This is a genomic window from Gilliamella sp. wkB171 (genome assembly GCF_001693755.1).
GTDB classification, from domain to species: domain Bacteria; phylum Pseudomonadota; class Gammaproteobacteria; order Enterobacterales; family Orbaceae; genus Gilliamella; species Gilliamella apicola_F.
On record NZ_LYST01000051.1, the window covers coordinates 66,224 to 80,369 of the forward strand.

A 14,146-nucleotide genomic window follows, 5' to 3' on the forward strand; every position below is an offset into this window, starting at 1 on the left:
AATGATCCCTGTAAGGAAATGAAACAATGAAATTAGTAATGAAATTCTTTAGCGTCTTTTTACTTGCTCTTATAGTCTCTGCATGTTCTTCCGAAGAATCGCCAGAAAGAACGGCCGAGAATTGTGTTAAAGCTGTTTATAGCGGTGATTTAGACACTGTTATCAATCTAATGTATCTACCAGAAGACAAAACTAACAAAAATTTTGATATGAAAGAATTAGTTAAATCAAAAATGCAACAAGTAATAGGTAAAGCACAAAAATTGGCTCAAGAGCATGGTGGCGTTGATAAAGTTCAAGCTTCCCCTGCTGAATATATCAATGAAGATAAAACAATGGCAAAAGTTAAAACCACTATCTTTTTCAAAGATAAAACGCAACAAGAGGGTGGTAGTGCAAGTTTAATCAAAATTGATGGTAAATGGTTGATGAATTTTAACTAGTTTAGCAATATTAAATAATCAATATTGTGATAATACAATAAGGAAAGGGTAAAGCGTATTTACCCTTTTTTATTAGGAATCGATTTTGATGAAATATATTCGCTTTTTTCCTATAATTTTTATCATATTGACGAAATTAGTTTTGGCCAATGTGCCGCTTGTTATTCCCGATTTAAATCGTCAATTTACTGCTTCAGTAAAAGTGGGCGATTGGATCTTTAGAAAAGGGATTCAAGTTGATAGTCTTATTGTTAATCAGGTTAGTGGTGGGGATTTTTCACATATTGGTATGATAATATCCATCGAGCCTGAAGTTAAAATTATTCACGCAACAACAAGTGATGATATTAACTATCCAAACCAAGTCATTATTTCTAGTTTAGCCGAATTTATCACTCCAGAGTTTGCCGAAAAATATGCGGTAGCCAGACCTAATTTTTTGTCAGATCGACAAAAGCAGCAAATTGTTGAGGATATTTTAACGAAAAAGGGTGAGGAATTTGTATTAGCATCGCGTGATCACCCCCATTTGTACTGCACTACACTGCTTTTTGATTCCATTGTTAAAGTTCAACCTGATTTTAATCCAGAATGGACGTATTCACATGTTCCGTTATTAACTGGCATTTACTTATTTCCGAATGCGTTTGCTAATTATCCTAATATTACTTGGATCTATAAGTACCCTGAAGTCAATTAAAGTTTCTAGTCATAACTAAATTAAATAATGAACATTGTATAATAAATCAACATGCTTTGACGATATATTCAGCTTGAATTACACTGTGTAAAAAATCAATTGTTGATAGCAGATTTATTATGATTCCTCGATTATCCATCTCGCCTCAAATAAATGAGGTAACACTTAACTATCTAATAGCGCTTAAAAATTCTGCTTATACAGGTGATATTGAACACAGCTATGCATCACGCCTTAGCATGGCGACAGATAATAGTATCTATCAATTGATGCCTCAAGCTATTTTATTTCCTCGTTCAACTGATGATGTACAATTACTAGCAAGTATAGCTCAACGTGATGAGTTTAAAACGATAAAATTTACCCCAAGGGGTGGAGGAACAGGCACCAACGGGCAGTCATTAAACAGTGGTATTGTTGTCGATCTGTCACGTTATATGAACCGAATTTTAGCGCTCAATATTGAAGAAGGTTGGGTGAGGGTTGAGGCTGGTGTCGTTAAGGATCAATTAAATCAATACTTAAAAGCTTATCGCTATTTTTTTGCACCCGAACTTTCAACCAGTAATCGGGCAACCATTGGCGGGATGATTAATACCGATGCTTCAGGACAAGGTTCGATGATATATGGTAAAACATCTAATCATGTTTTGGCACTCAAAGCGGTATTAATTACTGGTGAATTACTTGAAACAGGCAAAAAAAATCTAACCGAAATCGAAAAATTAGCGCATGATTCTTCTATTTATCGTTCTGTTTTTGATTATTGCAAAAATAACCGTCAATTGATTTTAGATAAATTTCCTCAATTAAATCGCTTTTTGACCGGTTATGATCTTAAACATGTTTTTAATGATAATTTGACTGAGTTTGATTTAACACGAATCATAACAGGTAGTGAAGGATCATTAGCGTTTGTCACCGAAGCTAAATTAAATATTATTCCATTACCAAAATATCGATTTTTAATTAATATCAAATATGATTCATTTCAATCCGCGCTAAGTAATGCTCCCTTTTTAGTCAAAGCAGACGCTTTATCTGTTGAAACAGTGGATTCAAAAGTTTTAGGTCTAGCCAAAGAAGATATTATTTGGCAATCCATTAAGGACCTAATTACAGAGGTCGATAATCATCAGATGCAAGGTATTAATATTGTTGAATTTGCTGGTAATGATTTTGATTCTGTCAAAGGGAAAATGGATAAGTTATGCCTGATTCTTGATCAACTTATGTTAGATCATTCAACAGGCATCATCGGCTATCAAACATGTCACGAACTTGGCGAAATTGAAAAAATTTATGCAATGCGTAAAAAAGCAGTAGGTTTGCTTGGTAATGCTAAAGGGGCGCGTAAGCCGATTCCTTTTGTTGAAGATACATGTGTTCCTCCTGAGCACTTAGCCGATTATATTCATGAATTTCGAGCATTACTTGATAGCCACAATTTAACATATGGTATGTTTGGACATGTCGATTCTGGGGTATTACATGTTAGACCCGCCTTAGATATGTGTGATCCACAGCAAGAAAAGTTAGTAAAGCAAATTTCGGATCAAGTTGTGGCGCTGACGGCTAAGTATGGCGGTTTACTTTGGGGTGAGCACGGTAAAGGTTTTCGTAGCGAATATAGCCCAGCATTTTTTGGCGAAACGTTATATCATGGGCTTCGTATTATCAAAACAGCATTTGATCCTGATAATCGTCTCAATCCAGGTAAAATTTGTGTACCATTAAATAGTAATGACCCCATGATAAGTATTGAATCAGTCACGCGCGGTTTTTATGATCGACAAATTCCAGTTAATGTAAAACGCGTATTTCATGGTGCCACTGAATGCAATGGTAATGGTCTTTGCTTTAATTTCGATGTTAATAGTCCAATGTGCCCATCAATGAAATTGTCTCAAAACCGTATTTATTCACCGAAAGGGCGGGCAGCATTAGTGCGGGAATGGCTACGTTTGATGGTAGAATTGGGTGTTAAAGAAGATGAACTTAATACATTATTACCCAAGGAACAGAGTCGTTTAGTCAGTTTTGCTAAAAAGCTTGTTTATACTTTACAGGCCAAATTTGGCCAATATGATTTTTCTCACGAGGTAAAAGATTCGATGGCCCATTGTTTGTCATGCAAAGCATGCTCAACACAATGTCCGATTAAAATAGATGTACCTGATTTTAAGGCTCGGTTTTTACAACTTTACCACACCCGTTATTTAAGACCAATGCGTGATTATTTAGTTGGTAATATTGAATCCTATTTACCAATAATGGCTCGTGCCCCACGTTTTTTTAATTTTTTTATGAAAATGTCGGTGACAGAATACCTGACTAATAAAACAGTTGGAATGGCAAGTTTACCAATGTTGTCTTTTCCAACATTAAAAAAACAGTTAATTGGGCATCCTAGCGCAAATGTTAAATTAGAATATTTACAGAATTTATCGGCGACTGAAAAAGCGCAATATGTATTAGTGGTGCAAGATCCCTTTACAACCTATTACGATGCAAAAGTCGTATTTGATTTTGTGTGTTTGATTGAAAAATTAGGCTTCAAACCCGTTGTATTGCCTTTTGTCCCTAATGGTAAGGCTCAGCATATAAAAGGCTTTTTAAAACAATTTGCCAAAACTGCTCAAACTGCTTCTGATGTGTTATCGCAAATAGCGCAATTAAATATTCCAATGGTTGGCGTTGATCCTGCTTTAGTGCTTTGCTACCGTGATGAATATAAATTGATTTTACAAGATAAGTTAGGCGATTTTAGTGTTTTACTGTCACATGAGTGGCTGACGCATGTTTTAACTAAGATTTCAAAACCTAATATCACAATCAGTAATGGTGATAAACAATGGTTTTTACTTGGTCACTGTAGCGAAACGACACAATTACCAGCAAGTAATCAACAGTGGCAATATATTTTCAAGCAGTTTGGCGCACAATTACAACCTATTAGTGTTGGATGTTGTGGTATGGCAGGTACATATGGTCATGAAGTTAATAATTTGCACTCTTCGAAACAGTTGTATCAATTATCTTGGCAAAAAGCACTTGAAAAATATCCTAAACAATTTTGTTTAACAACGGGTTATTCTTGTCGCAGCCAAGTTAAGCGCTTTGATAACTATAGTTTAAAACACCCTGTGCAGGCATTATTGGAATTGGTTTCGTTTAATTGTTTAACTTAATGTGTCATTGTCATGCTTTAGCATAACTAACTTCATTGATGAATGGTAAATTTAAGTGAGTAGGGCAATGCAAAATAGCCCTTAAATTAATTGTAAGAAGCGCAATAAAATTGCGCTTTTCTATTGGTTATTTGTTAATGAATTATTCTAAGTAGATAGATTGCATTAATTTGAAGTGTTCATCAGTAAAACCAAGCTCTTGCTTGATATAATTACTTGGCGTTCCTGCTACTTTTTTCATGGTATTGAGGATTTCAATTACAAAACTTTCTCGAGTATCAATTAGACTTAGCAGATAACCAAGCACATCTTCATTATCGGTAATCTTGCGATAAGCCGCCATTTTAATTTTATTTCTTTCTAAGCGATTATCGTGTGTCAACATGTAATCATAAATGATGTCATCTTCACTCACACCAAGCATGACTTGAATTAATAATACCCCATAACCTGTTCTGTCCTTTCCGCCACGACAATGCTGAATGCTAGGGCTATTATTGGCATCTAAAACAACGTTGAGCATTTGCCGATAAGCATTTTTAGATTTATCGCTTAATACAAAATTACGATATTGTTCAAGAACTTGCTTACCTTCGCCATTGACCAACTCTTTTGGTATATCACGAATAACACTTTCCACTAACGCACGATCTTCATCACTTGGATCAGCGGCAAATTGTGCGGCTAGTTCCGCTGTTTGTGCTGATGCATCTAAATGGAAGGTATGTTTTTCACCGACAAAAGTATTCGGACTGGTTTTGATTTCGTTTATGCTACGATAATCAATAATGGTTTTAATTCCTAACGCTTTGATATATTGTTCAGCATCTGGTTTTAAACCATATAAATGGTTAGAGCGATAAAGTTGCCCCCATTTTACACGTTTACCTGATGCACCTAGGTAGCCACCAAAATCACGAAAATTATTTAGTCCAGTAATAGGTAATGTTCTCTCAGCAAATATAAAGTTATCTTGTCCTGCAATGGCCAAAATTAAATAAATTCGTTTTTTACCCTGTAATGGATCATCAAAAGTAAAAGGACTTTTTATGTTTTTACTCACTAACGTTTTATGTACAGAATTGGCATTAGCTTCATCAGTCCAATATAAATCTACAGGTTGGTTTTGAGCAATGTTAAACGAAACTTCTAATTGCCCAACTTTATTGCGGATAACTGATGCTATTTGTGTTTTTGTAATCATGATTCATCCTTACTTTAATATACCAAACATTGAAAAAATTACGCCAATTACCATGACACCTAAAATTAAAGTAACAGTGTATTTTCCTTGAAATTTTTTAACTAAAAAGAACGTAGCTAAGGCAAAAAGTAAGGTCAAACAGTTTGGCATGACTTTATCAAACATCTCTTGTACTTTGATGGATTGTTCACCGACATTAATCGATAGTGGTGTGGATATTTTTACCGTTGTTGCAATTAGTGAGCCAAGGACCATAACGCCTACAACATTAGCGAGATTACTTATCCTTTGAATAATGTTAGAATTTTTAGATTGTTCAATTAGATCAACCCCTTTGTTATAACCATAATGAATAAAAAAGTATTTTGATAGTACATTCACCAAGTTATAAATCAAAAACATCAAAATTGGACCAATAATGTTACCTTGTAAGGCAAAAGCTGCGCCAATACTGCCGCAAATTGGCATCCAAGTAAATTTAAGTAAGCTATCACCTAGACCTGCGAAAGGTCCCATCAGGCCAGCTTTAACCGACACAACAGCTTCTTTTTCATCTTCGCTGGTTTTTTCTTCCATTGCAGCGGTTACACCTAATATTAATGCACCTGCATTAATTTGCGTGTTAAAAAATTCCAAATGGCGTTTCATAGCTCGCACACGGGTTTCTTGATCAGCATCATGATAAAGCCGTTCTAATACCGGCGTCATACAGTGGGCGAATCCTATCATCTGCATTTTTTCATAGTTATAAGAAAAAGACATGGTTTGCAGATTCCAAAAGATACGATTAAGATCTTTTTTAGTTATTTTATGTTGAGTGCTCATAGATCATAGTCCTCTTCAGTATTATTTAATGCAGGTTTATTGTCTGATTGTTCGGCGTTATTGTTATTATTGTTACCACTTGACGCCATGTCATAAAGCACAGCAAAGGCAAGGGCGATAAAGGTGATTGGAATAATTGGTAACTTTAAGTAAGTCGTTAACATAAAACCAAGTAAAAAGAAGAACCACATGCGTCCTTTTAACAACATTAATAATAAGATACAAATACCGACCGCTGGAATTAATTTTGATGCAACGCCCATGCCGTCAATAATACTTTTTGGAATAGCATCAAGAATGGTTTTAACTAAATCACTACCAAAATAAATCGCGATAAAACACGGCACAGCTCGAATTAAAAACCAGACTGGAGTTGAAAAAAAGTGAACTCTAGCTAAACCTTTATAACTTCCGCTTAATACAGAACGTTCAGCCCATGGATTAAGGAAACAAGCAAACGAACGCCAAATAATGAGTAATTGTTGACAGAGCAAAGAGACTGGCACGCCAAGCGCAATTCCTGTTGCAATACCACCACCTGTTGTAATTCCTAAAGACACACCAATAATTGCGCCTGCAACAATGTCGGGTGCTGAATAAGCCCCTACATTGCCAATACCCATCCACATTAATTCTAGGGTAGCACTAATGGCGAGTCCCTGAACCATATCTCCCATAATAATTCCAGCTACCGTACCGGTTAATAATGGTCTTCGTAACATTTGTGGTCCGACGTCATCCATCGAACAAATTCCCGCCCAAATGGCGACAAGAATAGCCTGTGTTAACATAAGTTAACCTCCAAATTGATTAGTTAGAGCGATAAAAGCGAAAATCAGTTAAGTAGGGTTTTAAGATCAACCACAGGATCTTTTGGCACCATTTGAACTTCAACTTCGACATTATTCGCGATAATATTTCTAAAAGCCTGCTCTTCTTCAGGCGTAACAGATACCGCTCTTGATAATTGATGACGTCCGTCTTGCATGCGCATACCACCGACATTCAATTTTTCTAGTTCAAGTCCGCCTTCGATTAAAGCATTAACATCAATACTATTGGTAAAAAGTAGCATAGTACGTTTTTTGATAGGGGTCTTTTTTAAGATATCAATGAATTGTTGAACACCAAAAACCAATACTTTTAATCCTGGCGGTGCAGACATGGTTAGTACTGATTGTTGTACTTTATCCGCAGCGGCCTTATCATTGATTATAAGTACTTGTTCAATATCGTAATTTTTCACCCAAGTAGTAATTACTTGTCCATGAATTAAACGATCATCAATTCTAGCTACATTAATTGGCATGGTGTTCTCCTTACAGCTCATTAGATTGTTCGCGTTGAGAATTAAGAACTTGGCGTACGTCGATACAGCTTTGTGGAAAGACTTCTTCAATGGCTGATTTAACGTTGTTAAGAGTTCCTTCTCGATTATTGAAAACTTCAAGTAAAACAGGGATGTTAAAACCGCAAAATAGCAATACATCATCATGATTTAATAAAAGTTCACTGGCAAGATTGCATGGTGTTCCTCCAAGAATATCGACTAAAATAATTACACCTTTACCATTATTTAATTTTTGATAACTTTCTTGCATTTGTTGGCGTAAATTATCGATATTGCTATCGATTAAAACCGAAATCACTTGCACTTTTGATTGTTCACCCATCAGCATTTCGGCGCATTCAAGTGCACCTTGTGCAAACGGGCCATGACTAGCAAGAATGATTGGTATTTGTGTTTGCATCATCTATTTCCTTTAGCTTTTTAGTAATAATATTACTTATATGTGTTTTATATTTAGTAATAAAATTACATCCATGTGCAATGTAAGTCATCTCTTTTTTTTAGATTTTTAAAAATTTGTGAACTCGATCATATTTATAAAAAAAAGTTTTTTGGACTGGGTTAATTACAATTTAAATAGCGGCATGGTTAACGTGATAAAATTCACTATCAATATGATTAATAGTGATTAATTAGGTAGGCTAATAAAACTTTAGTTTGTTGTTTTATTATTGTTTTATTAATGTGGATATTTTCGCTCTTCACGGTGTAGGATTTGTTGCAATAAACGTTCATCATATTTACGTATGAACAAATTAGTGACTAGCATGTTGATTACCGAAATTTGCGATATTTTGGAGCGAATTGGAATTAAGCGAGAAACATGTTCGGTTGACGTGGTATGTAAAATTACCTCAGCAAGAGACGATACTTGGCTTTGTCCCATTTTAGTTATTGCAATTGAACGCACATTGTTTTTTTGAGCTAATTTAAGTAAGTCTATGCATTCCGGAGTTTCACCAGAGTGCGATATAATAATAATTAAATCATTGCTGTCTAAAGTATTAGCAATACTTTTTTGAATATGAGAGTCAAAATGACAACTGACATCTTTTTTTATTTTAATAAGTTGATATTCTAATTCCTTACCAACTAAACCACTGCTACTTGCGCCAAAAATAATAATTTTATTGCTATCTATAATTAGGTCGATAGCTTTATTTAATGATTCTAAATTAATCATCGAGTGGGTTTCATCTATTGATGATTTTTCCATTGCTTGGACTTTATTATTTACATCTTGCAGGGAATCATTAAGATTGATGTCATCTTGTAAAACATCTGTGTTGAGTTTTCGGGGGAGTGAAGAAATAAGATCGACTTTAAAATCACTAAAACCACTATATCCTAATTTATTGCACAAACGCAGAATGGTGCTGGTGCTAACTTGATTTAATTTAGCTAATGATTGAATGCTCATATTTTTTAATGCGTCGGTATTTGCTTGAATAAACGTTGCCACTGCAAGTTCTTTTGCGGACAGATCTTTTTTCACTTCCCTAAGTTTTAAATCAATCATTACCCACCTCAATGTTTAAATCTCATATTCTGAATATACAAAATAGTGTATAAGTTTGAGAAAATTTATAATTAAATCTTATCTATTCTAAATGTGATTTAATTATTTCACGTTGATGCAATCGATAAATTAAGTTTTATTGATGCTGTTGATGGGTAAAATACCACTTAATCATATTCATGCAAATTATTTTGATTTTATCTTATTGTTGACTGAAAGCAAAAACGAGATCATTATTTAACAAATTTTTTTAAAAGCAATACCGCTAAGATAATGATTAGCTTGATCGGTTAAACTCTTTGATGATTAATTTATTTTTTCAAATATTTTATATTCTTGCATTTTATAAAGTAACGTTCGTTTACTAACACCTAAGGCATTTGCGGTAGTTTCACGATGACCATTATGGTTTTTTAATGCGTTAATAATCAGCTCTTTCTCGTAATTTTTTACTTTGTCTTTTAAGGTGGTACTAGGTGAATCAGCATCATTAAAATTGACTGTTAAATTAGGTATATCTCTATTAGCATTTATTTGTGCTGGTAAATCCTTAGCATAAATAAATAGCCCATTTGACATGATAACTGAATATTCAATGGCATTAGCTAATTCGCGGATGTTACCAGGCCATGAATACTGATTTAATGCTTCTACAGCATCAATTGAAAAATCTAATAAAGCTTTATTTTGTTCATGACAAAATTGATTCGCGAAATAGCGTGCTAATAACATGATATCATTTTGTCTTTCTCGTAATGGCGGTAAATTTAAGCACATAACATTTAAACGATAAAATAGATCTTGTCGAAATTTTCCAGCTTCAACTAAATTTTGTAAATTACGGTTAGTTGCAGTAATCAATCGAAAATCACTCTTGATTAGTTTATTACCACCTAATGGTTCAAACTCTTTTTCTTGAATTACACGTAATAACTTTACTTGTAGATTTGTTGACATTTCGCCAACTTCGTCTAGAAATAACGTACCCAAATGAGCGCGTTCAAAAACGCCAATTTGGCGTTGGTAAGCGCCAGTAAATGCGCCTTTCTCGTGACCAAATAGGGTACTTTCAAGCAAAGTTTCAGGTAACGCGCCACAATTGATTTTGATAAATGGACCTGTTGAACGGGTGCTGTAATAATGAATTGTTTTTGCAACTAACTCTTTACCTGTGCCACTTTCTCCGGTAATCAGGACAGTGGTATTGGTTTGAGACACTTTTGCGATATTACGGCATAACTCCATCATATTTAGACTATTAGTTAATATATGCTCTTTATTATCAGAATTGGCTAATTCAATTTGTGGCACTAGAGAAATGCCATTTTTTTGCGCTTGACTAAATTCAAGCGTACGATGAATCAATGCTTTTAGTTCGTCTAAGTCAAATGGTTTAACAATATAATCATAAGCACCGAGTTTTAATGCCTCAACGGCGGTGTCAACACTGGCATAAGCGGTCATTAAAATGACATAGATATCAGGATTTATTGCTTTAATTATTTTTAATGCTTCAAGACCACTCATCTTTGGTAGACGATTATCCAACAAAATAAGATCAATGTGTTGTTGTTTGATGATAGCAATTGCTTCTTCACTATTGCTTGCTTCAACAACTTGATATTGCTGTTCAGATAACAAAAGACTTAATAACTTTCGTAAATTTAATTCATCTTCAACAATTAAAATTTTTTCTGACATAGGATCCTTAATTTTTAATTAATTGGTAGTGCGATCTCAACAGTAACACCTGTACTGTTCACATTATTTTTAATTGTGATTTTACCTTTATGAGAGGCAATAATCTTTTGTACTATGGGCAATCCTAAACCAGTACCAGATAGTTTTGTGGTGAAAAAGGGATTAAATATTTTATTAAGTAGTGCTTCGGGAATACCTTCACCATTATCTTTAATACAAATCAATTGATACTTTTGATTACTCGATAATTTTGTCGAGATTTGTATAATGCCTTGCGCTGGTATTGCTTGAATGGCATTAATAATTAAGTTTAATAGTGCTTGTTTCATTAACTCTTTATCCAAATATAAGGTAGGTAACTGGTGGTCAAGCGAAAGCTCAATATCAATGTTATTGGAACGGTGTGAAGTGTTTATCAATATTAACACTTCTTCGATTAAGTGGTTGATATTGATTGAACTATAAAAGTTTTTTGATGGTGCAGCAAAGTCTAGTAATTGTTGTATCACGTGGTTAATTGAATCCACCTCTTTGAGAATAATTGTGATGTATTCAGACTTTTCGCTATTGCTGATATTGTTTTGCAAATATTGCACAAAACCACGTATTGCCGCTAAAGGATTACGAATTTCATGGGCAACGCCGGCCATTAATTCGCCTAATGATACAAGTCGTTCTGTTTGTTGTATTAATTTTTCAATCTCTTTTTGTTCGGTAATGTCTTTAAAAATGACTAAGGCGCCAATTATATTGCCTTGATGATCTTTTAAGTGACTGGTGCTAGACGAAATTTTGATAACCTGACCTGACACCGGAAAGTCGACTTCCACACTATTATGATCAATGCCGTTATATAAAGTATCAAGTAGTGGACTATTAAACTCTTTATCATCTAATAGTGTTGAGTAAGGCTTACCCAAAACTTGTTTTAATTGATATCCGGTCATTTTTTCAGCGGCAGGATTTAGCATGGTAATTGCACCGTTATTATCGATAGTAATGACTCCGTCTAAGCTGTTTTCTAAGATTAGTTCATTGATTGTTTTGGTTTTACTCAATGTTTCGGCAAGATTACTTATGCCAGTGACAATTTCATTTAATTCGCCACGTATCGCAGGCAGATGTAAGGTAAGATCAAATGGTAATGCATGCAATCCATGTTTAATGACATCGATATCCGAATTGAGTTTTTGTGATAAAATCCAGGCAATTAAAATGCAACTTAACATGCACAAGATACTGATAATAATCACATTTTTATCAAAAACGAAAGTTTGTTTTTCAATGTCATCAATCGTTTCATTTGCCCAAATATAGCCTAAAATTTGATTATCACGCACAATTGGTATCATGGCATTCATGATATTGCCTCTGACTTGTTTACCAATATCGACCATGCTATGACCGCTATTCATTACTTCTCGCCCTTTATGCGAAGCAGCTATTGATTTGCCTACGTTGTTTCCATAAGCTGATTTAGGGGCATAGACAACAATTGCATCTAATTGTTTGTGATAATAGCCAGCAGCAATTTTAGGCATATTGGCTAAGAGCGGTTCTATTTTAGGTGAAAGGTATTGATTTATTTGTTCGATTTGTTGTTGGTGAGAAAGATTTTTGTCAATTTTATGGTAAGCATCATCCAATAATAGATCTAGCATTTGGCTGATAGCATATAATTTTTGACTTTTTTCTTGGTTAAGAAGATTGCGGCCTTCTTTGTCGATTAATACGGCAAAGATAATTATTGAAAAGCAAGAAAGTAACGTAACCAATAAAAATATACGTGCGCTAATTTTATCGGGGTATAATTTTTTGAAAAAACTAGACGGCATAAATACTTTAATATCCTTAATCATCAATTATTTTTAATAGTCACTATATGCTTATTTCAAATCTAATTGTTATTCCTATTGGTGATTATGCATTAAATCACTAGTGCTCACAAGGTTGGTGGAATAGGGATGATCGCCTAACCCACCAATTTTTACTTAATTATTTACATGTTAGATTGTCTTTATTTTCAATTACGCTCGATAATGACCGTCGTACCTAATCCACCACCTATACATAGGGTTGCGAGTCCTAATTGCTTATCGTGATGAATCATTGAGTAGAGCAAAGTGACTAATATGCGTGCACCACTTGCCCCTATAGGATGACCAAGTGCAATAGCACCACCATGGATATTGGTTTTATCAAGAGCAAGATTGAGTTCTCGACCAACGCCTAAAAACTGAGCTGCAAAGGCTTCGTTAGCTTCGATTAAATCAATATCAGTAAGATTGAGTCCAGCTTTTTGTAACGCTAATTGAGTCGCGGGAACTGGTCCTAATCCCATAACACTAGGATCAACCCCACCCGATGCGTAACTACGGATGTATGCTAATGGTTTTAGCCCTAACTCCTTGGCTTTGCTTTCCGACATGATAACTAATGCGGCGGCACCATCATTGATACCAGAGGCGTTGCCGGCAGTCACTGTACCGTCTTTTTTAAAAGCAGGGCGGAGTTTAGTTAATGCCTCTAAACTGGCATCAAATTTAGGATGTTCATCTTGATCAAAGATAATATCCCCTTTACGACTACTCACCGTTACTGGCACTATTTCATCAACAAACATTCCATTTTTAATTGCTTGAGAGGCTAACTGTTGAGAACGTAATGCAAGCTGATCTTGCTCTTGGCGAGTGATATGATATTGCTGAGCAACGTTTTCTGCTGTGATTCCCATATGGTAATGATGCGTTGCGCAAGTTAAACCGTCGTTAACTAAAGTGTCATAGAGTTCGGCATTTCCCATTTTTAATCCCCAACGAGCTTTGCTGTTGATTAAATAGGGCGCTTGTGACATGTTTTCCATGCCACCGGCAACGACGATATCGTTGTCACCGGCCAAAATACTTTGTGCGGCTAATTCAACTGATTTTAACCCACTACCACACACTTTATTAACGGTGAAAGCAGGAACGCTATTAGCAATATTTGCCTTTAACGCTGCTTGCCTTGCAGGATTTTGTCCTAAACCGGCTTGTAATACATTCCCCATAATTACTTCATTAACTAAATTGGCATCTAATTTTGCGCGTTTTAACGCTTCTTGTATGACAATTGCACCCAATTCAATAGTACCAACTGATGCTAATGAACCATTAAAAGTGCCTATTGCTGTTCGGGTGGCGCTAACAATTACTGCTTTTTTCATAATTTAC

12 protein-coding genes are annotated in these 14,146 nt (G+C 34.9%); 3 read left to right on the forward strand and 9 right to left on the reverse strand.

The window, feature by feature from the left end; translation table 11 throughout:
• Positions 1–26: 26 nt before the first annotated feature.
• The 3 genes from A9G03_RS10390 (at position 27) to ydiJ (ending at position 4,334) form a co-directional block, all read left to right on the forward strand.
• Entirely contained in the window at positions 27–443 is a 417-nt protein-coding gene (locus A9G03_RS10390) for a DUF4878 domain-containing protein (protein ID WP_065799170.1), read from the forward strand.
• 88 nt (positions 444–531) lie between these two features.
• Entirely contained in the window at positions 532–1,143 is a 612-nt protein-coding gene (locus A9G03_RS10395) for a YiiX/YebB-like N1pC/P60 family cysteine hydrolase (RefSeq protein ID WP_065799171.1), read from the forward strand.
• Between the two features lie 119 nt (positions 1,144–1,262).
• Positions 1,263–4,334 carry a D-2-hydroxyglutarate dehydrogenase YdiJ gene (gene ydiJ, locus A9G03_RS10400; protein ID WP_065799172.1) on the forward strand — a complete coding sequence of 1,024 codons (3,072 nt, stop codon included), beginning with the start codon at positions 1,263–1,265 and terminating at the stop codon, positions 4,332–4,334.
• 142 nt (positions 4,335–4,476) lie between these two features.
• Here ydiJ and A9G03_RS10405 read toward each other — a convergent pair whose 3' ends face one another.
• From A9G03_RS10405 to A9G03_RS10445, 9 genes are all read right to left on the reverse strand, one after another.
• Positions 4,477–5,538: a tyrosine-protein phosphatase gene (locus A9G03_RS10405; protein ID WP_143425850.1), complete on the reverse strand. Its 1,062-nt coding sequence runs from the start codon at positions 5,536–5,538 to the stop codon at positions 4,477–4,479.
• A 9-nt stretch (positions 5,539–5,547) separates the two neighbouring features.
• Positions 5,548–6,363 carry a PTS system mannose/fructose/sorbose family transporter subunit IID gene (locus A9G03_RS10410; protein WP_065635003.1) on the reverse strand — a complete coding sequence of 272 codons (816 nt, stop codon included), beginning with the start codon at positions 6,361–6,363 and terminating at the stop codon, positions 5,548–5,550.
• Positions 6,360–7,154, reverse strand: a complete 795-nt coding sequence (locus A9G03_RS10415) for a PTS mannose/fructose/sorbose/N-acetylgalactosamine transporter subunit IIC (protein WP_065635004.1) — start codon at positions 7,152–7,154, stop codon at positions 6,360–6,362. Before A9G03_RS10415 ends, A9G03_RS10410 begins: the two co-directional genes overlap by 4 nt.
• Positions 7,155–7,198: 44 nt before the next feature.
• Entirely contained in the window at positions 7,199–7,672 is a 474-nt protein-coding gene (locus tag A9G03_RS10420; protein WP_065635005.1) for a PTS system mannose/fructose/N-acetylgalactosamine-transporter subunit IIB, read from the reverse strand.
• Between the two features lie 10 nt (positions 7,673–7,682).
• Positions 7,683–8,117 carry a PTS sugar transporter subunit IIA gene (locus A9G03_RS10425; RefSeq protein ID WP_218837125.1) on the reverse strand — a complete coding sequence of 145 codons (435 nt, stop codon included), beginning with the start codon at positions 8,115–8,117 and terminating at the stop codon, positions 7,683–7,685.
• Positions 8,118–8,393: 276 nt separating this feature from the next.
• Complete coding sequence (locus tag A9G03_RS10430; protein ID WP_065635007.1) at positions 8,394–9,233, reverse strand: MurR/RpiR family transcriptional regulator; 840 nt, start codon at positions 9,231–9,233, stop codon at positions 8,394–8,396.
• A gap of 306 nt (positions 9,234–9,539) precedes the next feature.
• Positions 9,540–10,934 carry a sigma-54-dependent transcriptional regulator gene (locus A9G03_RS10435; RefSeq protein WP_065799174.1) on the reverse strand — a complete coding sequence of 465 codons (1,395 nt, stop codon included), beginning with the start codon at positions 10,932–10,934 and terminating at the stop codon, positions 9,540–9,542.
• A 14-nt stretch (positions 10,935–10,948) separates the two neighbouring features.
• Positions 10,949–12,793: a two-component system sensor histidine kinase AtoS gene (gene atoS / locus A9G03_RS10440; protein WP_082209452.1), complete on the reverse strand. Its 1,845-nt coding sequence runs from the start codon at positions 12,791–12,793 to the stop codon at positions 10,949–10,951.
• A 164-nt stretch (positions 12,794–12,957) separates the two neighbouring features.
• Positions 12,958–14,139 (reverse strand): acetyl-CoA C-acetyltransferase, encoded by a 1,182-nt coding sequence (locus A9G03_RS10445; protein WP_065799176.1) that lies wholly within the window; start codon positions 14,137–14,139, stop codon positions 12,958–12,960.
• Positions 14,140–14,146: the final 7 nt, after the last annotated feature.

Coding starts and splice junctions, on each gene's coding strand:
- A9G03_RS10445 (WP_065799176.1), bottom strand. CDS start 14,139: ATGAAAAAAGCAGTAATTGTTAGCGCCACCCGAACAGCAATAGGCACT.
- A9G03_RS10410 (WP_065635003.1), bottom strand. CDS start 6,363: ATGAGCACTCAACATAAAATAACTAAAAAAGATCTTAATCGTATCTTT.
- A9G03_RS10395 (WP_065799171.1), top strand. CDS start 532: ATGAAATATATTCGCTTTTTTCCTATAATTTTTATCATATTGACGAAA.
- A9G03_RS10435 (WP_065799174.1), bottom strand. CDS start 10,934: ATGTCAGAAAAAATTTTAATTGTTGAAGATGAATTAAATTTACGAAAG.
- A9G03_RS10415 (WP_065635004.1), bottom strand. CDS start 7,154: ATGTTAACACAGGCTATTCTTGTCGCCATTTGGGCGGGAATTTGTTCG.
- A9G03_RS10430 (WP_065635007.1), bottom strand. CDS start 9,233: ATGATTGATTTAAAACTTAGGGAAGTGAAAAAAGATCTGTCCGCAAAA.
- A9G03_RS10405 (WP_143425850.1), bottom strand. CDS start 5,538: ATGATTACAAAAACACAAATAGCATCAGTTATCCGCAATAAAGTTGGG.
- ydiJ (WP_065799172.1), top strand. CDS start 1,263: ATGATTCCTCGATTATCCATCTCGCCTCAAATAAATGAGGTAACACTT.
- A9G03_RS10390 (WP_065799170.1), top strand. CDS start 27: ATGAAATTAGTAATGAAATTCTTTAGCGTCTTTTTACTTGCTCTTATA.
- A9G03_RS10420 (WP_065635005.1), bottom strand. CDS start 7,672: ATGCCAATTAATGTAGCTAGAATTGATGATCGTTTAATTCATGGACAA.
- A9G03_RS10425 (WP_218837125.1), bottom strand. CDS start 8,117: ATGATGCAAACACAAATACCAATCATTCTTGCTAGTCATGGCCCGTTT.
- atoS (WP_082209452.1), bottom strand. CDS start 12,793: ATGATTAAGGATATTAAAGTATTTATGCCGTCTAGTTTTTTCAAAAAA.